The following is a 23171-nucleotide window of genomic DNA, read 5'->3' on the forward strand; positions in this document are numbered from 1 at the left end:
TCCCCTCCCTATTTATTATTCTCTATTTTCATTTTCAATTTTAAGCAATCCATTGCTGTAGATTATCTTGTGTAATCAATGGAATTTCCATGAAATCATAACCGCGGATTTCCGTATGTTCCGGCAAATCACAAGTAACAATGGCCCGTTCAATCGTGCAATATTTTCCTATCTTCGTGTTGGGCAAAATGACAGAATCTTTTATATAGGACTCTTCGTCGACGACTACTCCTTGGAATAAAACCGAATGATGAATATATCCATCCACGACGCACCCTTCATTCACTAATGAGTCCTGTATAACGGCATGTTCGCCAATCGATTGCGGAGGCTGGTTTGGATTTACAGAGTAAATTCTCCATGATTGATCAAAAATGTTTAATCCACATTCTTCTTCCAGCAAATCCATGTTCGCTTCCCATAAACTTTGAACCGTACCAACATCTTTCCAATACCCCGAAAATGGATAGGCGTAAAGACGTCTCCGCTTGCGTAAAAGAGTCGGAATAATATCTTTTCCAAAATCATGGCTTGATAAAGGATCTTGATTATCTTTTTCTAAACAATCTTGCAACAAATCCCAATTAAAAATATAAATTCCCATAGATGCCAAATTGCTTTTTGGAATCTTAGGTTTTTCTTCGAATTCGGTTATTTCCATTTTTTCATTTGTATTCATAATTCCAAACCGGCTTGCTTCTTTCAATGGCACTTCGATTACGGAGATCGTCGCCTCTGCACCCTTTTCAATATGAAACTCGAGCATTTTGCAGTAATCCATTTTATAAATATGGTCTCCTGACAAAATCAATACATATTCCGGATCATATTGCCGCAAATAATTAAGATTTTGATAAACGGCACTAGCTGTTCCCGAATACCATTTCATCGTCGATGATTCGCTGTACGGGGGCAAAACCGTCACTCCTCCGTTTTTGCGGTCAAGATCCCAGGCGCTTCCGATGCCGATATAAGAGTTTAAGACTAACGGCTGATATTGGGTAAGCACCCCCACCGTATTAATTCCCGAGTTCGAGCAATTGCTCAAAGTAAAATCAATGATCCGATACTTTCCGCCGAACGGAACGGCCGGTTTTGCCAGTTGTTTGGTCAACGCGGACAGCCTGGTCCCCTGACCTCCCGCTAGCACTAGAGCAACACATTTTTCTTTTGCCATCGATTGATTCCTTCCTTTCAAGCGTTTCCGGTTTTAAATAAAGAACTGCAAAAGGTGGTATGATTAATTCTATGTACGCGGGTTTGCCATGATACATCCCTTTTTTCGCCGATAATGGCCTATGATTCACCCTTCCTGAGCCGCCAAACTCCTCACTATCGCTGTTCAAAATCTCTTTATAGGTTCCCAAAAAGGGCACTCCTACCTTATATTTCTCGTACACAAACTCTCTGAAATTGCAAATCACGATAAGTAGATTCCCATCTTTGTCTTTCCGTATAAATGAAAAGATGCTTTGGCTGTAATTATGAACATCAATCCATTCAAATCCTTCAGAGGAATGATCTAGTTGAAAAAGAGGAGTCTCTTTTTTATATAAGGAGAGCAGTGTTTTCGAGAAATGTTGGAATTTCGCATGAAGCTCATATTGACTCAAATGCCAATCTAACTGTTCCCGATCTTTCCATTCGGAAAATGGGGCCAGCTCAGTGCCCATAAACAACAGTTTTTTCCCAGGATGAGCCGCCATATACCCTATTAACAGGCGAAGCTGGGCAAACTTTTGCCAATAGTCTCCGGGCATTTTATCCAACAGTGATTTCTTGCCGTGCACAACTTCATCATGGGAGAAAGGCAAAATGAAATTTTCAGAAAAAGCGTAAATCAAAGAAAAACTAATAAGAGAATGATAATGAGAACGTTCCTCAAATCCTAATTCCATGTAGGTAAGAACATCATTCATCCATCCCATATTCCATTTGTAATTAAATCCAAGACCACCGCAATAAACAGGAGAAGTAACAAGAGGAAAGTCCGTAGAATCTTCTGCAATCATCAGCGTATTTTCATCATACTGAAAGACCGATTCATTCAGCTTTTTCAAAAATTCAACTCCAAAAGAATTCAACTGATTTTCATGGCGGTTTGGCCAATAGAGAAGGTTCGCAACGGCATCGATCCTAAAACCATCTATATGATAAATATCTAGCCAAAATAACGCATTGGAAATTAAAAAACTGTGAACTTCCTTTTTAGCTAAGTCGAAATTAGCTGTTCCCCATACATAATTTTCCCTATCCCATTCATGTTCGTATTCATATAAAAAACTCCCGTCAAATTTTGACAGACCATGAGCGTCCTTGCAAAAATGACCTGGGACCCAATCTAAAATAACCCCTAATCCGTGTTGATGGCAGCAATCTACAAAATACATAAAATCATGCGGGGTTCCGTATCGGCTTGTCACGGCGTAGTAGCCCGTTGTTTGATATCCCCAAGATAGATCAAATGGATGCTCGGTTATCGGCATTATTTCAATATGAGTAAATCCTTGTTCTTTTACATACGGAATTAAAGTTTCCGCTAATTCCTTGTAAGAATAAAAATCACCGTTTTCTTTCTTTCGCCACGTTCCAAGGTGAACCTCATATATGAACATGGGCTCGTCATATAATCTCTTTTTTTCTTTTTCCAACAGCCATGATTCATCATGCCACTTATAGTCGTTCAACGAATAAATAATCCCTGCGGTTCTCGGACGCTTTTCCGTATAAAAAGCATATGGATCGGTTTTCAAAAAACGTTCTCCGTCCCGGGTCGTTATTTCATATTTATATAGCTCTCCTTCCAAATTTCCGTTCACTGACAGGAACCATATACCATCCGGACCGGTACGCTCCAAACGGTATCCCTCACCATTCCATCCATTAAAAGTACCCATCAGCCTTACTTCCACTGCATTTGGGGCCCAAATACAAAATTCTGTCGTTTCCTTACCATGGCGTTTTCGGATGTGTGCACCAAAAAGACCGTAACAATGAAAATGTTTTCCTTCATGAAATAAATAATGATCCATATCCGTAGGGGCAGATGCAGACATAAAAGTATCCCCTCCTCCAATTAGTGTCATGATTAAATTCTGCTGTTAGAGAGAGAACTCCTTTTATAACTTTTCACTGTTTTCTGACAAAATCCAAACCATTTCACCACGGGAAAATGTTGTCTAGCATGTAAGGGCTTCTAATGATACAGGCGTCAAAGAGGGAAAGACTTCATTTTAACAGTACATCTTATAGTCTTTATATCTTCCATATGGGAGCATTTATGTGCTTAACAGATATATGGAGGTTCAAACTCATATGAACATAAAAAAACCGCAGTGGCTTTAACACTGCGGCTAAAAACGAATAGGAGATAAGACAAAAAAATCGGCAACATGCTGCCGATTTTTCAGAGTGACCCGTACGGGATTCGAACCCGTGTTACCGCCGTGAAAGGGCGGTGTCTTAACCACTTGACCAACGGGCCATATTCATATAAATGGTGGAGAAGGCGGGATTCGAACCCGCGCGCCGCATATTTGCGACCTAACGGTTTAGCAAACCGTCCTCTTCAGCCACTTGAGTACTTCTCCTTATACAAAAATGACTCCGCAGGTAGGATTCGAACCTACGACCGATCGGTTAACAGCCGATTGCTCTACCACTGAGCTACTGCGGAACAAAATGGGCCTGAATGGACTTGAACCATCGACCTCACGCTTATCAGGCGTGCGCTCTAACCAGCTGAGCTACAGGCCCATGCTGAACGAATTGGAGCGGGTGATGGGAATCGAACCCACGACATCAGCTTGGAAGGCTGAGGTTTTACCACTAAACTACACCCGCGAACACTGCAATGGGGCGACTAGTGGGAATCGAACCCACGAATGTCGGAGCCACAATCCGATGCGTTAACCACTTCGCCATAGCCGCCATAAACATTACATGAGAATCAATGGGCAAAAATGGTGGCTCGGGACGGAATCGAACCGCCGACACAAGGATTTTCAGTCCTTTGCTCTACCGACTGAGCTACCGAGCCAAAATATTTAAATTCTAAGAAGGAAAAGCAATTGCGGGGGCAGGATTTGAACCTGCGACCTTCGGGTTATGAGCCCGACGAGCTACCGAACTGCTCCACCCCGCGACGATAATCATCATTCAGAATGGCGGAGGAGGAGGGATTCGAACCCCCGCGCGGTGTAACCCGCCTGTCGGTTTTCAAGACCGATCCCTTCAGCCAGACTTGGGTACTCCTCCACGAATGAATGGTGGACCTTGTAGGACTCGAACCTACGACCGGACGGTTATGAGCCGTCTGCTCTAACCAGCTGAGCTAAAGGTCCTTTAAATGGCGGTGGAGGGGATCGAACCCCCGACCTCACGGGTATGAACCGTACGCTCTAGCCAGCTGAGCTACACCGCCATATGTCATATAAACTTGTAATTGGTGGAGCCTAGCGGGATCGAACCGCTGACCTCCTGCGTGCAAAGCAGGCGCTCTCCCAGCTGAGCTAAGGCCCCATTACTTTTATTTCAATCGGGAAGACAGGATTCGAACCTGCGACCCCATGGTCCCAAACCATGTGCTCTACCAAGCTGAGCTACTTCCCGTATGGCGCGCCCAAGAGGAGTCGAACCCCTAACCTTCTGATCCGTAGTCAGACGCTCTATCCAATTGAGCTATGGGCGCAAATGAATGCCGAGGGCCGGACTCGAACCGGCACGGTGGTCACCCACCGCAGGATTTTAAGTCCTGTGCGTCTGCCAATTCCGCCACCCCGGCATGATAATGGAGCGGAAGACGGGACTCGAACCCGCGACCCCCACCTTGGCAAGGTGGTGTTCTACCACTGAACTACTTCCGCATTTACATGTGCGGGTGAAGGGACTCGAACCCCCACGCCTTGCGGCGCCAGACCCTGATTCTGGTGCGTCTGCCAATTCCGCCACACCCGCATAAAGTGAGCCATGGAGGATTCGAACCTCCGACCCTCTGATTAAAAGTCAGATGCTCTACCGACTGAGCTAATGGCTCATAACAAATTTGAATGGTCAATTGCTGTATTTAGGAATCTGGATCATCTGATTGGGTGGTAAACCCGACACGTTTCTCAAATATTATTATTTTCCGATTGATCTAGCGATCCAAATCAAAATGGTGCCGGCTGTAGGACTTGAACCCACAACCTACTGATTACAAGTCAGTTGCTCTACCAATTGAGCTAAGCCGGCTCGTTATGTATGGTGGAGGTTGACGGGATCGAACCGCCGACCCCTTGCTTGTAAGGCAAGTGCTCTCCCAGCTGAGCTAAACCTCCATCATCGCCTGGCAGCGTCCTACTCTCGCAAGGGGAATCCCCTCACTACCATCGGCGCTGAAGAGCTTAACTTCCGTGTTCGGGATGGGAACGGGTGTGACCTCTTCGCCATCGCCACCAGACGGTATGTAGTTGTCGGAACGATTGTTCCTTCAAAACTAGATAGAAGAAGCAGTTTCACCGATTTCGCGCTTTCTTTTGGTTAAGTCCTCGATCGATTAGTATCCGTCAGCTCCACGTGTCACCACGCTTCCACCTCGGACCTATCTACCTGATCATCTTTCAGGGATCTTACTTTCCGAAGAAATGGGAAATCTCATCTTGAGGGGGGCTTCATGCTTAGATGCTTTCAGCACTTATCCCTTCCGCACATAGCTACCCAGCGATGCCTCTGGCGAGACAACTGGTACACCAGCGGTGCGTCCATCCCGGTCCTCTCGTACTAAGGACAGCTCCTCTCAAATTTCCTGCGCCCGCGACGGATAGGGACCGAACTGTCTCACGACGTTCTGAACCCAGCTCGCGTACCGCTTTAATGGGCGAACAGCCCAACCCTTGGGACCGACTACAGCCCCAGGATGCGATGAGCCGACATCGAGGTGCCAAACCTCCCCGTCGATGTGGACTCTTGGGGGAGATAAGCCTGTTATCCCCGGGGTAGCTTTTATCCGTTGAGCGATGGCCCTTCCATACGGAACCACCGGATCACTAAGCCCGACTTTCGTCCCTGCTCGACTTGTAGGTCTCGCAGTCAAGCTCCCTTCTGCCTTTGCACTCTGCGAATGATTTCCAACCATTCTGAGGGAACCTTTGGGCGCCTCCGTTACCTTTTAGGAGGCGACCGCCCCAGTCAAACTGCCCACCTGACACTGTCTCCCACCCCGATCAGGGGTGCGGGTTAGAATTTCAGTACAGCCAGGGTAGTATCCCACCGGCGCCTCCACCGAAGCTGGCGCTCCGGTTTCCAAGGCTCCTACCTATCCTGTACAAGCTGTACCAAAATTCAATATCAGGCTGCAGTAAAGCTCCACGGGGTCTTTCCGTCCTGTCGCGGGTAACCTGCATCTTCACAGGTACTATAATTTCACCGAGTCTCTCGTTGAGACAGTGCCCAGATCGTTACGCCTTTCGTGCGGGTCAGAACTTACCTGACAAGGAATTTCGCTACCTTAGGACCGTTATAGTTACGGCCGCCGTTTACTGGGGCTTCGGTTCGCACCTTCAAGCAAAGCTTTAAGCGCTCCCCTTAACCTTCCAGCACCGGGCAGGCGTCAGCCCCTATACTTCGCCTTACGGCTTCGCAGAGACCTGTGTTTTTGCTAAACAGTCGCCTGGGCCTATTCACTGCGGCTTCTCGGGGCTATGCACCCCAAAAAGCACCCCTTCTCCCGAAGTTACGGGGTCATTTTGCCGAGTTCCTTAACGAGAGTTCTCTCGCACACCTTAGGATTCTCTCCTCGCCTACCTGTGTCGGTTTGCGGTACGGGCACCTTTTTCCTCGCTAGAGGCTTTTCTTGGCAGTGTGGAATCAGGAACTTCGGTACTATATTTCCCTCGCCGTCACAGCTTGAGGTTAGTGGCAACGGGATTTGCCTCGCTGCCCCTCTTACTGCTTGGACGCACATCCAGCAGTGCGCTTACCCTATCCTCCTGCGTCCCCCCATCGCTCAAACGGAAAAGAGGTGGTACAGGAATATCAACCTGTTGTCCATCGCCTACGCCTGTCGGCCTCGGCTTAGGTCCCGACTAACCCTGAGAGGACGAGCCTTCCTCAGGAAACCTTAGGCATTCGGTGGAAGGGATTCTCACCCTTCTTTCGCTACTCATACCGGCATTCTCACTTCTAAGCGCTCCACCAGTCCTTCCGGTCTGGCTTCTCTGCCCTTAGAACGCTCTCCTACCGCGGACACCCGAAGGTGTCCACCCGCAGCTTCGGTGATACGTTTAGCCCCGGTACATTTTCGGCGCAGAATCACTCGACCAGTGAGCTATTACGCACTCTTTAAATGGTGGCTGCTTCTAAGCCAACATCCTGGTTGTCTAAGCAATTCCACATCCTTTTCCACTTAACGTATACTTTGGGACCTTAGCTGGCGGTCTGGGCTGTTTCCCTTTTGACCACGGATCTTATCACTCGCAGTCTGACTCCCAAGGATAAGTCGCTGGCATTCGGAGTTTGTCTGAATTCGGTAACCCGATGAGGGCCCCTAGTCCAAACAGTGCTCTACCTCCAAGACTCTTTCCTTGAGGCTAGCCCTAAAGCTATTTCGGAGAGAACCAGCTATCTCCAAGTTCGATTGGAATTTCACCCCTACCCACACCTCATCCCCGCACTTTTCAACGTGCGTGGGTTCGGGCCTCCAGTAAGTGTTACCTCACCTTCACCCTGGACATGGGTAGATCACCTGGTTTCGGGTCTGCGACCCCATACTCATGCGCCCTGTTCAGACTCGCTTTCGCTGCGGCTCCGTCTTTCCGACTTAACCTCGCATGAGATCGCAACTCGCCGGTTCATTCTACAAAAGGCACGCCATCACCCGTAAACGGGCTCTGACTACTTGTAGGCACACGGTTTCAGGTTCTCTTTCACTCCCCTCCCGGGGTGCTTTTCACCTTTCCCTCACGGTACTGGTTCACTATCGGTCACTAGGGAGTATTTAGCCTTGGGAGATGGTCCTCCCAGCTTCCGACGGGATTCCTCGTGTCCCGCCGTACTCAGGATCCACCAGGGAGGGAACGAAGTTTCGACTACAGGGTTGTTACCTTCTCTGACGGGCCTTTCCAGACCTCTTCGTCTACCTCGTTCCTTTGTGACTCCACCATTGGTGTCCTACAACCCCAGAAGGCAAGCCTTCTGGTTTGGGCTGTTCCCGTTTCGCTCGCCGCTACTCAGGGAATCGCTGTTGCTTTCTCTTCCTCCGGGTACTTAGATGTTTCAGTTCCCCGGGTTGCCTTCCTTACCCTATGGATTCAGGCAAGGATGCTGCCCCATTACGGGCAGCGGGTTTCCCCATTCGGAAATCTCCGGATCAACGCTTACGTACAGCTCCCCGGAGCTTTTCGGAGTTAGTCCCGTCCTTCATCGGCTCCTAGTGCCAAGGCATCCACCGTGCGCCCTTTCTAACTTAACCATGTTGGTTTTATCCTAGATGGCGATACTCGGTTTATGCTGCTTCTTTTTTCTATCTAGTTTTCAAGGAACAACTTGGAAGGATGAAATCCTTCAAAACTGAACAAAACGAAAGCGTACTTAAGAATATCCTTAGAAAGGAGGTGATCCAGCCGCACCTTCCGATACGGCTACCTTGTTACGACTTCACCCCAATCATCTGCCCCACCTTCGGCGGCTGGCTCCCGTAAGGGTTACCTCACCGACTTCGGGTGTTGCAAACTCTCGTGGTGTGACGGGCGGTGTGTACAAGGCCCGGGAACGTATTCACCGCGGCATGCTGATCCGCGATTACTAGCGATTCCGGCTTCATGCAGGCGAGTTGCAGCCTGCAATCCGAACTGAGAATGGTTTTTTGGGATTAGCTCCACCTCGCGGTTTCGCGACCCTTTGTACCATCCATTGTAGCACGTGTGTAGCCCAGGTCATAAGGGGCATGATGATTTGACGTCATCCCCACCTTCCTCCGGTTTGTCACCGGCAGTCACCTTAGAGTGCCCAACTGAATGCTGGCAACTAAGGTCAAGGGTTGCGCTCGTTGCGGGACTTAACCCAACATCTCACGACACGAGCTGACGACAACCATGCACCACCTGTCACTCCGTCCCCCGAAGGGGAACCCTCTATCTCTAGAGGTAGCGAAGGATGTCAAGACCTGGTAAGGTTCTTCGCGTTGCTTCGAATTAAACCACATGCTCCACCGCTTGTGCGGGCCCCCGTCAATTCCTTTGAGTTTCAGCCTTGCGGCCGTACTCCCCAGGCGGAGTGCTTAATGCGTTAGCTGCAGCACTAAAGGGTGGAAGCCCTCTAACACTTAGCACTCATCGTTTACGGCGTGGACTACCAGGGTATCTAATCCTGTTCGCTCCCCACGCTTTCGCGCCTCAGCGTCAGTTACAGACCAGAGAGCCGCCTTCGCCACTGGTGTTCCTCCACATCTCTACGCATTTCACCGCTACACGTGGAATTCCGCTCTCCTCTTCTGCACTCAAGTCTCCCAGTTTCCAATGACCCTCCACGGTTGAGCCGTGGGCTTTCACATCAGACTTAAGAGACCGCCTGCGCGCGCTTTACGCCCAATAATTCCGGACAACGCTTGCCACCTACGTATTACCGCGGCTGCTGGCACGTAGTTAGCCGTGGCTTTCTGGTCAGGTACCGTCAAGGTACCGCCCTGTTCGAACGGTACTTGTTCTTCCCTGACAACAGAGCTTTACGATCCGAAGACCTTCTTCGCTCACGCGGCGTTGCTCCGTCAGACTTTCGTCCATTGCGGAAGATTCCCTACTGCTGCCTCCCGTAGGAGTCTGGGCCGTGTCTCAGTCCCAGTGTGGCCGATCACCCTCTCAGGTCGGCTACGCATCGTCGCCTTGGTGAGCCGTTACCTCACCAACTAGCTAATGCGCCGCGGGCCCATCTGCAAGCGGCAGCTTGCGCCGCCTTTCAACCTTCCTTCATGCGAAGGAAGATATTATCCGGTATTAGCCCCGGTTTCCCGGAGTTATCCCCGTCTTGCAGGCAGGTTGCCCACGTGTTACTCACCCGTCCGCCGCTAACTTTCAAAAAGCAAGCTTCTTGAAAGTCCGCTCGACTTGCATGTATTAGGCACGCCGCCAGCGTTCGTCCTGAGCCAGGATCAAACTCTCCAAAAAGAAATTTGACTTGGCTTGTTTCGATTGAAACATTGGTTTACGCTTCGTCTTGTTCAGTTTTCAAAGATCTATCAAAAGCGACTTTTCTATTATATCACAAACTCAAATCAACATCAAGTTTTTCATCCGTATCTAACGGACGATTAATAATATATCATGAAAAAAGTCCCTTGGCAACCACTTTTTTAAAAAAATTTTTCTTCATTGTTCTAAAGTCAAAAAAGAATACAATATTGCATTACTTTTTGGCGTTAAATAATTAGGTTAGGCGAATAAATGATGCATTTTAACTTTTAAAATATCCCATATTGCTTTAAAAACAGATAGGTCATTTTCATTTTATCGTAAAAATGTTTTTATTCACTCAGTCCATTTGGTACATAATCTCCTTTTAACTAGACAAAAAATTATCTACATAGGAACAACCATCGTAAAATAGCCGTTCAAAACGAAATGTGTACTCATAATATGATGACTCTCCAAATACGAAAGAACATCTATCAACTGTCTCTACTTTAGGAGGACTGGAAGGCTGTATTGAATAGGAATTTGTGATTTGTAAAATTCCATGTCATAAACGTCAGATTGTAAACATAACTTATCAGAATAATAGTGTTCAAATTAGCCTTTGCCCCTTCTAGGTTATGACGGAAACGGAAAATGAAGCTTTTGAGCAAAAACAGGAAACAATCCTTCCTTCATTTCTAAATCAAAATGCTTGACGCCGATAAGAGCTTCATTTTATTTTATAAAGATACTTACTTAATTTCATAATAAATTAAAATTAAAATTGCTTAAAGAATCCAAAAAAGAATTGAAAATACCAATGATCCAAATTTCGATAAGGAGGGATGAGGAGAATGGATTGGATGGACTTTCATATATTAGTGAAACTTGTCATTTCAGCAGTATTAGGACTAATCATTGGTTTGGAACGGGAATTAAAAAGAAAACCGGTCGGATTGAAAACTAGTTTGGTTATATCGATCGTCAGCTGCTTGTTGACGATCGTTTCAAGTGAGTCTGCTTATGTATTTCCCGCAAATCATGATGTGAATATCACGATGGATCCTCTCCGTCTTGCAGCCCAAATTGTTTCAGGGATTGGTTTTTTAGGAGCGGGCGTCATTTTGCGCAGAGGCAATGACAGTATATCAGGTTTGACAACTGCTGCGATTATCTGGGGTGCCGCCGGGATTGGAATTGCAGTCGGAGCCGGATTTTACGTTGAAGCGATTGCTGGCGTTGTTTTACTGATCATCAGCGTAGAAATAATTCCCCTTGTTTTTCTTGTGATTGGGCCTAAAAAATTGCGTGAAAAAGAAGTATTGCTCAAAATGACCATTAAAAATAAAGAACAGATTCAAGAAGTGATTGATATTATTCAAAAAGATAAAATTACAATCGACAATATTCATATTAAAGACCTGAAAGACGGAAATACTCATCTCCTAGAACTAAATGTGTCCGTAGATTTCCGGAGAAGGACTACTCAACTGTACTATTTTGTTTCTGAAATTCCCGGAGTGGAAAACGTGGAAATCGAAAGTCTTTAGTTTTTTTAGACGCTTATATTGTTGTGTAACAAAGACCTCTTCGCCATGAATGCAGCAATGGAAAGAATAAAAAAATATAAAAAACCTCTTGTCTTTTTAAAACAAAATAATTATAATGTAATTGTTCGTTTTAAGAGTCACAAAAAAACGGGGCATTAGCTCAGCTGGGAGAGCGTCGTGCTGGCAGCGCGAAGGTCAGGGGTTCGAGCCCCCTATGCTCCATCATAAAAACATGAATTTAGTGCGGTTTGACCATATGGCAACCGCACTGTTTTTTTATTCATTTTGTTATTTGCTTATTGGAGTTTTATACGATTGTTCAACAAACACTCTTTGAATGCTGTTCGTATAAAGACAACGAAGACCTAAAAAAATTCAATTTACCTCAATATCGATTCTACTTAAGTTCCCTTATTCTCCATATATACTGGATAAATGAATGAAAAAAGGCCTTTCCTAAAAAAGGAAGGTTTTTTATTTAAATCAAATAACGAGTTGTCCTCTATCATCATAAAAGTTTACACACTATGATCGGACTGAGTCGTTATTGTTCGTGTAAGGATCATTTTCAAACAATAAATGTGTTGAAAAAGGCACGCTTCCTCAACGCTACGCAAAGGAAATCTCCATTCACTATTTCTTTTATGACTATGATCTTTTTGTTTGTCGTTCCGCCCATTTATTTCGTTCACCGTCATCGGACAGTGCTTCTGCAAACGGGTGGCTGTCTCGTTCTTGAGAAGGCATTTTCGAAGATCGAAGCTCTGCCGAATTCAAATTATTGTTTGGGGCCGCTTCTTCATTCCATTTTCCCATCTTCCGCCCCTCCTTTCTCATCTTTTTGGTTTAGATGAAAAACTCTCATAAGACAATAAATCCAGAATTTTTGTTTAATAAAAAGCGATCTTATCCATATGGAGAAGTTTCGTTTATAGTTTTAGTTTATCGAAGTTCCAAAAAAACATGCTCCGACTTGAGAGTCTTTGTTCTCTAGTTATGCAATGCCGACAAAACGGACATACTGATAGACAGAAAATAAAGGAGCTGGATGCGGAATGGCTTTTTACCGGATTTTTCTGCGCTGGCCGCTTGTCGGCCGTGTATTAGCCATCTCTGTAGCCATTATTGTAGCAGCCGGAGTCATTATTCACTTCTTGGAACCGGTCACTTTTCCTACTATATTTGAAGGAATCTGGTGGGCTGTGATCACCGCCTCCACGGTTGGCTACGGAGATTACGTTCCCGCAACATTAGAAGGGCGGCTAATCGGATTGATTCTAATTTTTGCCGGCGCCGGATTTTTAACGACTTATTTCGCCTCATTAGCAGCAACCGCGGTCACTCGTCAAAATGCCTATATAGATGGCAAAGAAACATTTAAGGAAGACCGCCATATCGTCATTATCGGCTGGAATGAACGATCGCGTGCGTTTATTCATCATTGGTCTCTCTTAAAAAATTCCAAGTCCATCTTGTTGATCGATGAGTCTTTGCACCAAAATCCATTTTCAGATGGCAGAGTGCACTTTATTAAAGGAGTTCCTTATCAAGACGACACCTTGCAAAAAGGAAATGTAAAGCAAGCCGATCTCGTTTTGATTACAGCAGATCAGGATAAAAACGAACGTCAAGCGGATATGGCCACCATCTTAACGATTATCGCTGTAAAAGGAATGAATCCAAACGTCTATTGTTTAGCAGAAATTTTAACGGCAGAACAAGTAGAAAATGCTAAAAGAGCCGGTGCAGATGAATTGATTCATACGAATCAGCTTGCAAGTTTCGCTATGTTGAACAGCTTGCTTTGCCACGGAATGTCTGACGCCGTAATGGATCTATTAGATCATGTGAATGGCAGTCATTTCAAAACGATCGTAATGGAAGACGAGTGGGATGGGTTGACCTTTCGACAGTTAAGCAATGTGCTCATCCAAAAACGAATGCTTCTGCTCGGAGTGAAGCGAGAAGAAGACGTAATCATCAACCCTCCACCTGAATTAACAATGAAAAAAAGTTTTCAGCTGATCATTATATCCGATTAGTCTATCAACAAAGACTCGATGTCACGCACAAGCTGTTTTCCAAACTGGATATATTCTTCCGGAAATTCAGCATCTTTCTCTTGCGGTTCCGAAAATTGATTAAAAGAGGCGGCCAAATTTCCGGAGGAAGCATAATCGTCCAAGCCGCGCTGATATACATGATTCATTAAAAACGGCCTCCCTAGTTTCACAGTTACACCTGCTGAATCCAATTGGCCGTCTACAGCCGTAAATGGGATGCGTAAAAATTGATAACCTTCATCATCGCTGATTTTATAATCGAACGATCCATGATCATAATCCCAATTCCCGCCAATTTGAAACCCTTTTGGTTTTAATGATTGTTCCAGATTATATAAAGAATAATGCCGCCCCTCTATTTTCGAAGGTATTTGAATCATTGCAATTCCCTCCTTTCTTTTTAGTATTTACAGCTTATCTTAAAGAATCCGTCATTTTGTTTTTAACACTATGCTTCTTCATTATGTATGGTTTTGTTTCTTTTTAGCTTGCCAGTTGCGGCAGTGTTTCATGTTTTTGGAATAAAATAAGCGGCTTTATGATCTTTATTCTTACACAGTCTTGGAGTTTTGATCTCGATGGAAAGTTTGTGAGTGGTCCAATTTTCGCACAACATGCCACTTATAACTTGAAGCATCTTTAGTTTTCAATTTAGGAGATCAAGAAAGAGGAGAATCAATCATAGCTGCAGGGAAAACCAAGCAGCATGAAGAACGAGATATCATTCATCACTTGGATTGCCCTGAAGCTGGTCAAAGTAAAAGAAGGTCTAAGTTCAGACTTTTGAATTTGGGGAAGAGACAAGGTTTTCAGCTACTGTAAAAGTATTACCCATAATCGACAAATCAGCAGTTCCATGACTTTGGAAGAAGCTGATGATGAATATGCTTTTTGGAGACTGCACAAACAAAAAACGAATGTTTGCGCCATCTACATCTTTTGGTATGAAACTAGCTGTTTTTCATTTTGGTAACAGGAACTTCCAGACTTTTGTTTCGCAATATCAATACCATGTTTACCAACAGAAACGCCATAGTGACATAAAATATAAGCTTTATGTTATAAGCCGCAGCAATCGAACTTCCTAACAAAGGCCCCAGCAAATTTCCAAGAAACCGTGCGGAAGAATTGATTCCAAACGCCGTTCCTTGGAGATTGGCGGGGGCTAATTTCTTGACCAAAACGTTTAACGAAGGGATCATTCCTCCGGTAAACAGTCCTAGAAAAAAGCGTCCAATAAGCAAAAGAGTGATATTTTTAGCTAACACTTGCGGCAAGAAAGCCAAGGCAGACATCGTGAGGGATATGATTAAAATTTTTCGCTGCCCAATTTTATCTCCTATTCTCCCTAAAATAGGAGAGCCAATCAGATTGGCGATGCCAGTAACTGCACTGACAAGTCCGACTATAAAGGCCAAATGTCTTCCGTGATATAGTGTTTTTGTGTATAGTGTGATGATGGGCTGAATGCTCATCATGGCCAATTGTGTAATTGTGGCCGCAATAAAGACAGGGAGAAGCGGTTTTAACGATTTCCAATTCTTTTTTTGTTTTGATGCCTTTTCTTTCTTAACCGTTGCTGTCTCTTTTATAAAGATCATGACCACCAGCCCGGCTAATAAAATAAGGCTTCCTGTGAGAAAAAATACTCCTTCAAATCCAACCAGCTCAGACAATATTCCGCCAATCAGCGGGCCGATCAGCGTACCGACAATTTGACCCGTTTGCAACGTTCCAAGCGCCTTTCCCGAGTCTTTGTCCGGCGTCACAGAAGCCTGCAATGAAATGGACATCGAAATAAAACCGGAAAATAAACCATTGATTAGTCGCAGACCAAGCAATTGCCAAGGACTTGTCACAATCCCCATTAAAATGGTCACAATCCCCATCCCGACGGAAGAACGTAGCAGCATCACTTTCCGTCCATATTTATCGGCCAAAGAACCCCATAATGGTTGAAATAAAAAAGAAGTGATAAATTGAGCTGAGAAAATCCATCCTGTCCAATGTTCCACATTTTGAATATGATGAACTCCCAGCTTTTCAATATATAACGGTAAAAACGGTATGATAAGACTCATTCCGGCGGCTTGTAAAAAATTAGCCGGCCATAAAACCCATAAAGTACGTTTCCAATACATGAATATCACCTACCCGTTCAGAATAATAAACTACTTGTTTTTAAGAATCCACTAAACAGGTAGTCTCCAATTTACTTTATCTAAAAAAGTATAGATTTTTAGTAGATGAGTTTCCTTCTATCATGCTATGCAAAGACAAAATAAAACATTTCATTGCAAGGGTTTGCTATTCGTTATTCATTTCATACCCAATATAAAGTATTTTGAAACTCGGCAGTCTGGAATGCTGTAATTGTTTTGTACGACAAGCTGTTATCCATTTTTTTCCTTATGATAAAGTTAGGGGAGAGACTCACTCCCCCCTCTTTTATCCTTTATACACGTAAAGTTTCATATTTTGATCTCGGCGAAAATGTTGATTGTTGTCAGAGTTCTTTGCCGATTCCCACTCACTGCTTGGAACTTCTTTGCAATTCTTTTCAATCCACTCGTTGATTTTCTGATCGCGTCCCATTCCCATGCCTGAAGAAATCAGGAAATATTTCACTTCACCCGCTTTTGCCATCTTTTCAAGCTTCTGAGGCGTCAAAACAGGATCACTTCCTAAAAATCCTCCCATCGCCATCACAGCATAATTGGTTTTCAACATGAATGGAGCGGCGGTTGTCGCACTATCAACAGCTAACATAAATTTTTCCCCATGATAGTGTTTTTCTAAATAATTCAGGAGTTTTGTATTCACTTCTTCTTCCATCATTCCGCCTCTTTGTCTAAAATCTGTTTGGCCACTCGGCCTTCCGACACTTTGTCCGGTATGGAACATCCCGGCTGGTGCTTCACCCGGTTGTGCAGAGTTCCTTTTTTCATCCATCATCGGGCCAAATGATTGACTCGTAGGTCCTGCAACTGGAATTGTGCTGTTTCCCCCATGTAAAACGGTCGTAAGTCCCCAATAAAACGGAAGGATCAGCACGGCAAGCATTCCCGCAACAGACAGGAAGTAAGCAGCTTTTTCTCGATTTTGCATGATCGTCAAGAACACGAATAAAATAACTCCAACTATCGCAGTAAAAGCCATCCATGTTTCCGATACAGCTTCTCTATTTTGGAATAAGATCAATGTTTCAAAGAAAGCGGTAGCTAGAATAGCCGCAGGCAAAAGCCAACTTGGCCATCCTTGCTTCTTCTTGTAGAAATCCCATAAAATTATCCAGCCCATTCCGACTAACCCCGCAATGGCAGGACCCATCATACTTAAATAATACTGATGGAAAAATCCCGCGATGCTGAAAAAGATCATCATCGGTATAAGCCATGCCAGCCAAAAGATCGCAAATTTATGCTGCATCGTAAATTCTCTCGTTTTCCGATACGATACAATTAATCCAATAACCGAAAAGAGGACGAATGGCAACAGCCAACTAATTTGACCGGCTAATTCTTTCGAGAAGAGTCGGGTTACACCGGGATTTCCGGTTCCAAACATTCCCCTTCCCATTCCTCCATTCCCCATCAAGTGTTTACCGCCATCTTGGCCAAAGGAGGGAGGAAATTCTCCATTTCCCGGTGTTCTATTCCCATAGGGCATTCCTTGTGGAGAACTCCCGTTTCCGTTTTCAAACTGCTTTTGATTTTGCTCCATGTTCGGCATTCCTTTGAAAGCTCTGCCATTTCCATGGTCCATTCCTGTTAAACGTGAGATCCCATTATAGCCTAAAGCCAGTTCAAGTACAGAGTTTGTCTGGCTGCTTCCGATGTAAGGGCGCTTATCTTTCGGCACCATGTCCACAATCGTCGCCCATGAAAGGGATACGACAAGGAGCACAACGGTTGCCGCAATCAACTGTACCATTCGTTTCGTCCATTTTGATTTCGCCGCGATAAAATAAAAAAGATAAAACGCCGGTAATACCATATAAGCTTGCAGCATTTTAATGTTAAAACCAATTCCGACGAGAAAAAAACTCAATAATAACCAGCGAATTTTTTGTTTTTCCACTGCTTTCATTAAAGACCATGTGGCCACTAAGAGCGTCATAATGAGAATACTGTCTACATTATTTGTACGTACAACGGCTACAAAGATGGGTGTGCATGCCAATACTAAGCTGGACAGTAAAGCTGCTTTTCGTCCAAATTGAGGTTTGATAATGACATACATGAGCCATACGGATATTACCCCTGCAAGTGCTTCCGGCAACAGAACACTAAAGTCGCTTAATCCAAAGAGATACGCACTAAGCGCTTGGATCCACAACGCAACGGGAGGCTTATCCACGGTAATAAATCCCGCAGGATCGAAGGATGCATAGAAAAACGTATGGAAGCTTGTCAACATACTTTTAACAGCCACCGTATAATATGTATTGGATCCGGCATCCTTTAACCGATAAAAATTAAGAAAAATCGAGAGAAGGAGAATTCCTAACAATAAAAAATCGATTCTTCCTTTTAATTTCATTCTCATAATTATTATTCGCTCCTTTTTTAAAGTAGAGAATCCCGCTCTCAAATAATAAAATTCTTACAATGAATACATTTTCGGAGAATCTTTATAAAGCCCGCTTATGCCCCAGTTCGACCCTTATTTGAAACCGTGTTGATCATATAAAATTTTCCTTAATTTTTTCTTAACGAATGTTTGATGAAACGAAGGAGGAGAAAATAAAAAAAGCTTTTGTTGTTTGTGAAGGCAAGAAATTGGAGGAAAAATCAAGAAAGCAATAAACGGAATTTTCATTTTCGAATTTCTTGACAAAAGTTTGATAAGATATATCCCGATAGAAAGCGGCAATAAAAAAGCTCCTTGACTTAGGTTTATCCTAAGAAGGAGCTACATTAGCAAACTGACACTGAAATGTGACCGCCGTTTTTTATGATAGAAAGCACTTCGTTTTAGATATAAAAGAAAATGATTGCGTCAGAAAGACATATACTTTTCCAATCGAAAGGCCAACTAAAATTCCTGCCCCTACAAGCGTCAATACTTTTAATCCAATTTTGCTGCTAAGATTCTTTTCTACCACTCCTGCGATTAATCCCGCTGTATAGTCAGCAGAAGGAAAACCAGGTTGTTAAAGGTCCGGTCCAGCCACCGAAGAAAAAACCGACAATATCGCCAATGGCAGACATGAAACTTTTATAAACAACACTTACTCTCTCTCCATTTCAAAGAAAATAAAAAAGCCCTATTTTCGACTTCTCCATGCGTTCGTGTCAATTCCTTAAACTCTCCCGCGTTCGTTCCTCACTCAGTCCGATTTACAGTTGACACTTCTCTATATAAAAGACCCTTATTTTATATCTCATTTAAGCTTAGAAATTGATTGTTCATTCTCCAGTATTGCTGATTAATACTTTTTCTGGTTGAATAAAAGTAATAATCTACCGAATGAATTTTAATATACCCTAAAATATTCCATCTTCTTAATATTAAAATTTTTTAAAATTTTTAAAAAAATAAAGGGGAGAGAAAAAAATAATATGAAGACTAAAAAGCAAAATATATTGGATCTAGTTATGTATTCTGTATTTTTAATTTTCTTTATTTATTGGTTTATAAAGGATGATATGCCATCCACTTATTTATGGATATTAATTATTGTGTATGCTTCAATAATTGCTTATAAACTAAAAACAATTTTCACCTCAAAAAAATAAACTAAAGATGTGTAGCTCACAAAGCAGATTCCTTACCTTCTTTTACGAATTGTTCAATGCGCTTTTTTAATGGCCCATTTGCGATCATTCTTGTTTCAACTTATTCACCAACTTGAACAACAAACAAATCCGGCACGATTTGGGGCACGAAAGCACCCCCATCACGGCGGATACGTAAAACACGAAAAATAAAAAAAGAATCGAAAAAAAGATTTTCGGAGTACATGTCAAACTATTTTTGTACTCCGAAAATCTGCTCTTTTCTCGATTCTTCGAAAAACGTCGTTATTTCAATCGTTTTTCAAGTTCCGCTTTCTTCTCTTCATAGCCTGGTTTGCCGAGAAGGGCAAACATGTTGACTTTATAAGCTTCCACTCCCGGTTGGTCAAACGGATTGACTCCGAGCAGGTAGCCGCTCATGGCACAGGCTTTTTCAAAGAAGTACACTAAATATCCGAACGTATACTCATCCATTTTTGGAATGCGAACGATTAAATTCGGAACACCGCCGTCTGTGTGAGCGAGCATCGTGCCTTCAAACGCTTTATTGTTCACAAAATCAACCGTTTTGCCGGCAAGATAGTTCAAGCCGTCAAGATCGTTTTCTTCCGCTTCGATGGTCACTTCATGGCGCGGATTTTCGACTTTAATGACCGTTTCAAAAAGATCACGGCGTCCTTCTTGAATATATTGCCCTAATGAATGAAGATCAGTGGAAAAGTTTGCAGAAGAAGGATAAATGCCTTTTTGGTCTTTTCCTTCGCTTTCTCCGAATAATTGTTTCCACCATTCCGCAAAGTATTGCAGTCCCGGTTCATAATTGATGAGCAATTCGGTCGTTTTTCCTTTATTGTATAAAATATTTCTCACTGCTGCATATTGGTAAGCCAAATTGTTTTTCAACTCGGAATGGCCGAAATCTTCACGAGCTTGAGCAGCACCTTTCATCATCGCTTCAATATCCGCTCCGCTTACCGCAATCGGCAAAAGTCCTACTGCCGTCAATACAGAATAGCGGCCGCCGACATCGTCCGGAATCACAAAGGTCTCGTACCCTTCTTCATCGGCCACTGTTTTCAACGCGCCTTTTGCTTTATCGGTAGTAGCATAAATTCTTTTGCGCGCTTCTTCTTTTCCGTATTTTTCCTCCAACAACTTACGGAAAATTCGGAAGGCAATGGCAGGCTCAGTCGTCGTTCCCGATTTAGAAATCACATTAATGGAGAAATCCTTGCCTTCGAGAAAATCCATGACATCCTTCATATAAGTGGAGCTAATATTGTTGCCGGTAAAAATAATTTGCGGCGTTTTTCTTTTTTCGCTTGGAAGAGCGTTATAAAAACTGTGATTGAGCATTTCAATGGCAGCTCTTGCGCCTAAATAAGAACCGCCGATTCCAATCACAAGCAGCACATCGGAATCTTGTTGTATCTTTGCCGCCGCTTTTTGGATGCGAGCAAACTCTTCTTTGTCATAGTCAACAGGCAGGTCGATCCATCCAGTAAAATCACTGCCTTGTCCCGTTTTCTCATGAAGAGCATGGTGAAATACTTTTACAGCGTCTTGCAAATAGCGAATTTCATGTTCTCCAAAAAAAGTTAAGGCTTTTGAGTAATCGAATTGAATATGTGTCATATTGCAGCCTCCGTAGGAAATATTTTCAACTTAACTTTATCGAATGAAAAAAAAATAATCAAGCTGTAGCCTTAAGAAGGAAACGATTACAAATTTGACATTATTTCAAACTCCTATAATCAGTTATTATATGGTTCAATATCCATTTTTTATAATGAAATCAGCAGGGGCTGTTCTATACAGCCCCTGCCAAAAAAGATTTTAAATGCCCTTTATAAAGAAGCTTTTAAAATCGAAAGCACATCGTCGCGATTGAGAGCATGGAAATTGCCAAATTCCCCACGGAACATGGCCTTATCTGCAATCTCTTCCAAGCGTGAATCGTCAATGTCGTAATCAGCCAAACGAGATGGAGCGCCAAGCGAACTCCAAAATTCCCGCAGTTTTTGGATTCCTTCTAATCCTGCTTCTTCCGGCGTTTTTCCTGTTGGATCCACGTCGAAGACACGGACCGCTAATTGTTGAAAACGTTCCGGACGAACATGCAAGTTATGTTTCATCCAGTTTGGGAAAAGAATCGCCAGCCCACCGGCATGTGGAATATCATATACGGCGGAAACTGCATGTTCAATATTATGAGTAGCCCAATCGCCGCGGTAGCCCATTTGCAGCATGCCGTTTAAAGCGATCGTTCCGGCAAACATAATCGTTTCGCGCAGCTGGTAATTTTCCAAATCTTCGATAAGCTTAGGAGCTGTTTCTATTATGGTTTTTAAAGCCCCTTCACACATCCGGTCTTGGAGAGGAGTGTCTTTGGCATCGTGAAAATATTGTTCAAAAATATGAGTCATCATATCGACAATCCCATAAACGGTTTGATCTTTCGGTACGGTAAACGTATGGGTCGGGTCGCAAATAGAGAATTTCGGAAATACGAGCGGGCTTTTCCAGCTCACTTTTTCTTTCGTTTCCCAATTGGTGATGACGGATCCTGCGTTCATTTCTGATCCAGTCGCTGCATGAGTCAACACCGTTCCAAAAGGCAATGCCGACTCGACTTCCACTTTTTTCATGACAATATCCCATGGATCTCCATCAAACTTTGCTGCTTCCGCAATGGCTTTCGTGCAGTCAATAACGCTTCCGCCGCCAACCGCTAATATAAAATCAATTCCTTCTCTTTTGCATATATCTGCTCCTTTTCTAACGGTTGAAATCCGCGGATTCGGCTCCACCCCGGAAAGCTCATGCACTTGGACATCGATTTCTTTCAACAAAGAAAGCACGCGGTCATAAAGTCCGTTTCTTTTAATGCTTCCTCCCCCGTAAACAAGAAGCACATTTTTTCCGTATTTCGGAACTTCCGTTTTCAGCTCCTCCAGTTGTCCCTTCCCGAAAATCCACTTCGTCGGATTATAAAAAATAAAATTATCCATACCGCACTCTCCTTTCTATCCTAACTATGTTATTATGTAACATTTTCTATATATTTTTCAAAACATCCACCTTTTTAAAGTAGTGGAAGTTTTGAAATGAAAAATTTACCGGATGGCAAAAAGAATAGGACGTCTTCTTCTGCTGCAAACTATAATAAAGAATCGTAAAAAAGGAGGTTTGTCTTATGAGTGCTCTTCAAAGAGTGGCGCTTATCTTTACTATATTAGGAGCCATCAATTGGGGATTAATTGGCTTTTTTCAGTATGATCTAGTAGCCGCCATTTTCGGTGGACAAGATTCGGCTCTTTCACGAATCATTTACGGCATTATAGGCATCGCCGGATTAATCAATCTCGGTCTGTTATTTAAGCCGAACGAATCACTTGAACACGATCCTGAACCCAACACGGCTGATTAAACATTTTTGGTCTTGAAGACGAAAGAAATTTTCGACAAAAGCGAAAGGCATCGCTTGGACAGACATAAAAACAAAAAGGCGGCTGAATCATACGACATTATCATCATTTGAAGCGAACAGCCGCTAACGTCTCCTGCCAAAGTTATTTCGCTGCTCCTTTCTCAAACTGAATTCCTTTCTCCGCACAAAAAAGAAGAAGGCGCTCGTCCTTCTTCTTTTTATATTTCTTCCTTTTACATCGG

Annotated in this window: 11 protein-coding genes, 21 tRNA genes and 3 rRNA genes; 4 read left to right on the forward strand and 31 right to left on the reverse strand. The window is 43.6% G+C overall.

What is annotated here, in order from left to right; translation table 11 throughout:
* Positions 1 to 40: 40 nt before the first annotated feature.
* From BSM4216_RS12305 to BSM4216_RS12425, 25 genes are all read right to left on the reverse strand, one after another.
* A complete protein-coding gene (locus BSM4216_RS12305; protein WP_244878008.1) occupies positions 41 to 1114 on the reverse strand; it encodes a glucose-1-phosphate adenylyltransferase in 1074 nt (357 codons plus the stop codon).
* A complete protein-coding gene (gene glgB / locus BSM4216_RS12310; protein ID WP_244878009.1) occupies positions 1056 to 3056 on the reverse strand; it encodes a 1,4-alpha-glucan branching enzyme in 2001 nt (666 codons plus the stop codon). The genes BSM4216_RS12305 and glgB overlap by 59 nt, the downstream gene beginning before the upstream one ends.
* A 356-nt stretch (positions 3057 to 3412) precedes the next feature.
* Positions 3413 to 3484, reverse strand: a tRNA-Glu gene (locus BSM4216_RS12315).
* A gap of 13 nt (positions 3485 to 3497) precedes the next feature.
* Positions 3498 to 3590 (reverse strand) — tRNA-Ser (locus BSM4216_RS12320).
* Between the two features lie 14 nt (positions 3591 to 3604).
* Positions 3605 to 3676: transfer RNA gene (locus tag BSM4216_RS12325), tRNA-Asn, on the reverse strand.
* A 6-nt stretch (positions 3677 to 3682) separates the two neighbouring features.
* Positions 3683 to 3756, reverse strand: a tRNA-Ile gene (locus tag BSM4216_RS12330).
* A gap of 13 nt (positions 3757 to 3769) precedes the next feature.
* Positions 3770 to 3843: transfer RNA gene (locus BSM4216_RS12335), tRNA-Gly, on the reverse strand.
* Positions 3844 to 3854: 11 nt separating this feature from the next.
* Positions 3855 to 3930, reverse strand: a tRNA-His gene (locus tag BSM4216_RS12340).
* Positions 3931 to 3963: 33 nt separating this feature from the next.
* Positions 3964 to 4039 (reverse strand) — tRNA-Phe (locus BSM4216_RS12345).
* Between the two features lie 31 nt (positions 4040 to 4070).
* Positions 4071 to 4144, reverse strand: a tRNA-Met gene (locus BSM4216_RS12350).
* Between the two features lie 20 nt (positions 4145 to 4164).
* Positions 4165 to 4257 (reverse strand) — tRNA-Ser (locus BSM4216_RS12355).
* Positions 4258 to 4266: 9 nt separating this feature from the next.
* Positions 4267 to 4343, reverse strand: a tRNA-Ile gene (locus BSM4216_RS12360).
* Between the two features lie 6 nt (positions 4344 to 4349).
* A tRNA-Met gene (locus BSM4216_RS12365) sits at positions 4350 to 4423 on the reverse strand.
* Positions 4424 to 4445: 22 nt separating this feature from the next.
* Positions 4446 to 4521, reverse strand: a tRNA-Ala gene (locus BSM4216_RS12370).
* A 16-nt stretch (positions 4522 to 4537) separates the two neighbouring features.
* A tRNA-Pro gene (locus BSM4216_RS12375) sits at positions 4538 to 4611 on the reverse strand.
* A gap of 2 nt (positions 4612 to 4613) precedes the next feature.
* Positions 4614 to 4690: transfer RNA gene (locus tag BSM4216_RS12380), tRNA-Arg, on the reverse strand.
* Positions 4691 to 4697: 7 nt separating this feature from the next.
* A tRNA-Leu gene (locus BSM4216_RS12385) sits at positions 4698 to 4783 on the reverse strand.
* A gap of 7 nt (positions 4784 to 4790) precedes the next feature.
* Positions 4791 to 4865, reverse strand: a tRNA-Gly gene (locus BSM4216_RS12390).
* A 9-nt stretch (positions 4866 to 4874) separates the two neighbouring features.
* Positions 4875 to 4956, reverse strand: a tRNA-Leu gene (locus BSM4216_RS12395).
* A gap of 6 nt (positions 4957 to 4962) precedes the next feature.
* Positions 4963 to 5035 (reverse strand) — tRNA-Lys (locus BSM4216_RS12400).
* 121 nt (positions 5036 to 5156) lie between these two features.
* Positions 5157 to 5232 (reverse strand) — tRNA-Thr (locus BSM4216_RS12405).
* 10 nt (positions 5233 to 5242) lie between these two features.
* Positions 5243 to 5318 (reverse strand) — tRNA-Val (locus tag BSM4216_RS12410).
* A 6-nt stretch (positions 5319 to 5324) separates the two neighbouring features.
* A 5S ribosomal RNA gene (gene rrf / locus BSM4216_RS12415) occupies positions 5325 to 5440 on the reverse strand.
* A 76-nt stretch (positions 5441 to 5516) separates the two neighbouring features.
* A 23S ribosomal RNA gene (locus tag BSM4216_RS12420) occupies positions 5517 to 8449 on the reverse strand.
* A gap of 135 nt (positions 8450 to 8584) precedes the next feature.
* Positions 8585 to 10139: ribosomal RNA gene (locus tag BSM4216_RS12425) — 16S ribosomal RNA — on the reverse strand.
* Together the 16S, 23S and 5S rRNA genes with 20 tRNA genes alongside form the textbook arrangement of a ribosomal RNA operon.
* Before the next feature lie 869 nt (positions 10140 to 11008).
* Between BSM4216_RS12425 and BSM4216_RS12430 the strand changes: the two genes are divergently transcribed.
* Both BSM4216_RS12430 and BSM4216_RS12435 read left to right on the forward strand, forming a co-directional pair.
* Positions 11009 to 11695 carry an MgtC/SapB family protein gene (locus tag BSM4216_RS12430; protein ID WP_156179292.1) on the forward strand — a complete coding sequence of 229 codons (687 nt, stop codon included), beginning with the start codon at positions 11009 to 11011 and terminating at the stop codon, positions 11693 to 11695.
* A 149-nt stretch (positions 11696 to 11844) separates the two neighbouring features.
* Positions 11845 to 11917 (forward strand) — tRNA-Ala (locus BSM4216_RS12435).
* A 426-nt stretch (positions 11918 to 12343) separates the two neighbouring features.
* Here BSM4216_RS12435 and BSM4216_RS16895 read toward each other — a convergent pair.
* A complete protein-coding gene (locus tag BSM4216_RS16895) occupies positions 12344 to 12511 on the reverse strand; it encodes a hypothetical protein (protein ID WP_169799149.1) in 168 nt (55 codons plus the stop codon).
* 239 nt (positions 12512 to 12750) lie between these two features.
* On the opposite strand from BSM4216_RS16895, the gene BSM4216_RS12440 reads away from it, so the two are divergent.
* Entirely contained in the window at positions 12751 to 13737 is a 987-nt protein-coding gene (locus BSM4216_RS12440) for a potassium channel family protein (RefSeq protein WP_048623891.1), read from the forward strand.
* Here BSM4216_RS12440 and BSM4216_RS12445 read toward each other — a convergent pair.
* The 5 genes from BSM4216_RS12445 to BSM4216_RS12470 form a co-directional block, all read right to left on the reverse strand.
* Positions 13734 to 14138 (reverse strand): YugN-like family protein, encoded by a 405-nt coding sequence (locus BSM4216_RS12445; RefSeq protein ID WP_003354286.1) that lies wholly within the window; start codon positions 14136 to 14138, stop codon positions 13734 to 13736. The two genes, BSM4216_RS12440 and BSM4216_RS12445, sit on opposite strands and share 4 nt — an antisense overlap.
* Before the next feature lie 570 nt (positions 14139 to 14708).
* On the reverse strand, positions 14709 to 15899 hold the full coding sequence (locus BSM4216_RS12450; RefSeq protein WP_048623892.1) for an MFS transporter: 1191 nt from the start codon (positions 15897 to 15899) through the stop codon (positions 14709 to 14711).
* Positions 15900 to 16206: 307 nt separating this feature from the next.
* Positions 16207 to 18306, reverse strand: a complete 2100-nt coding sequence (locus tag BSM4216_RS12455; protein ID WP_371836620.1) for a glycosyltransferase family 39 protein — start codon at positions 18304 to 18306, stop codon at positions 16207 to 16209.
* Positions 18307 to 19784: 1478 nt separating this feature from the next.
* Positions 19785 to 21134: a glucose-6-phosphate isomerase gene (locus tag BSM4216_RS12465; RefSeq protein ID WP_048623894.1), complete on the reverse strand. Its 1350-nt coding sequence runs from the start codon at positions 21132 to 21134 to the stop codon at positions 19785 to 19787.
* A gap of 212 nt (positions 21135 to 21346) precedes the next feature.
* Positions 21347 to 22510: an iron-containing alcohol dehydrogenase gene (locus BSM4216_RS12470; RefSeq protein ID WP_048623895.1), complete on the reverse strand. Its 1164-nt coding sequence runs from the start codon at positions 22508 to 22510 to the stop codon at positions 21347 to 21349.
* A gap of 185 nt (positions 22511 to 22695) precedes the next feature.
* Between BSM4216_RS12470 and BSM4216_RS12475 the strand changes: the two genes are divergently transcribed.
* Complete coding sequence (locus BSM4216_RS12475) at positions 22696 to 22929, forward strand: DUF378 domain-containing protein (protein WP_003354296.1); 234 nt, start codon at positions 22696 to 22698, stop codon at positions 22927 to 22929.
* Positions 22930 to 23171: the final 242 nt, after the last annotated feature.

This window comes from Bacillus smithii, assembly GCF_001050115.1.
Lineage (GTDB): Bacteria > Bacillota > Bacilli > Bacillales > DSM-4216 > Bacillus_O > Bacillus_O smithii.

Excerpts from the sequence above, each read along its gene's own strand:
- BSM4216_RS12450 (WP_048623892.1), bottom strand. The coding sequence starts at position 15,899 with ATGTATTGGAAACGTACTTTATGGGTTTTATGGCCGGCTAATTTTTTA.
- BSM4216_RS12475 (WP_003354296.1), top strand. The coding sequence starts at position 22,696 with ATGAGTGCTCTTCAAAGAGTGGCGCTTATCTTTACTATATTAGGAGCC.
- BSM4216_RS12455 (WP_371836620.1), bottom strand. The coding sequence starts at position 18,306 with ATGAGAATGAAATTAAAAGGAAGAATCGATTTTTTATTGTTAGGAATT.
- BSM4216_RS12440 (WP_048623891.1), top strand. The coding sequence starts at position 12,751 with ATGGCTTTTTACCGGATTTTTCTGCGCTGGCCGCTTGTCGGCCGTGTA.
- BSM4216_RS16895 (WP_169799149.1), bottom strand. The coding sequence starts at position 12,511 with ATGGGAAAATGGAATGAAGAAGCGGCCCCAAACAATAATTTGAATTCG.
- BSM4216_RS12465 (WP_048623894.1), bottom strand. The coding sequence starts at position 21,134 with ATGACACATATTCAATTCGATTACTCAAAAGCCTTAACTTTTTTTGGA.
- BSM4216_RS12430 (WP_156179292.1), top strand. The coding sequence starts at position 11,009 with ATGGACTTTCATATATTAGTGAAACTTGTCATTTCAGCAGTATTAGGA.
- glgB (WP_244878009.1), bottom strand. The coding sequence starts at position 3,056 with ATGTCTGCATCTGCCCCTACGGATATGGATCATTATTTATTTCATGAA.
- BSM4216_RS12445 (WP_003354286.1), bottom strand. The coding sequence starts at position 14,138 with ATGATTCAAATACCTTCGAAAATAGAGGGGCGGCATTATTCTTTATAT.
- BSM4216_RS12470 (WP_048623895.1), bottom strand. The coding sequence starts at position 22,510 with ATGGATAATTTTATTTTTTATAATCCGACGAAGTGGATTTTCGGGAAG.